General features: G+C 64.0%; 1 protein-coding gene. It reads right to left on the bottom strand.

What is annotated here, in order from left to right:
- A partial coding sequence (locus AC3DE3_RS17470) for an HNH endonuclease signature motif containing protein (protein ID WP_488370887.1) occupies positions 1 to 300 on the bottom strand: 300 nt, incomplete at both ends.

A 300-nucleotide genomic window follows, 5' to 3' on the forward strand; every position in this document is an offset into this window, starting at 1 on the left:
GGGCACGGGCCAAAGGGCCCTTGGGTCTGGTGCGGTGTTCGTGTCCGGTGTCGGTGATGATGACGAGTTCACCCAACGGCCCGGACCTGTAGGAATTGGTCCCGAACGTCTTCTCCCGGTGGTGTTTACGACACAGGCAGACGAGGTTCCACTCGGTGGTCGGCCCACCGAGTTCAGGGTCCTTCTTGTTGAACGCGATCACATGGTCCACGTCACAGGACTCGGCGGGAACCGAGCACCCCGGGTGTCGGCAGGTGCCGTCGCGCATGCGGATCCGCTCGGCCATCGCCGGAGTGATCA

Source organism: Dietzia sp. IBK-p2-16D (genome assembly GCF_057773085.1).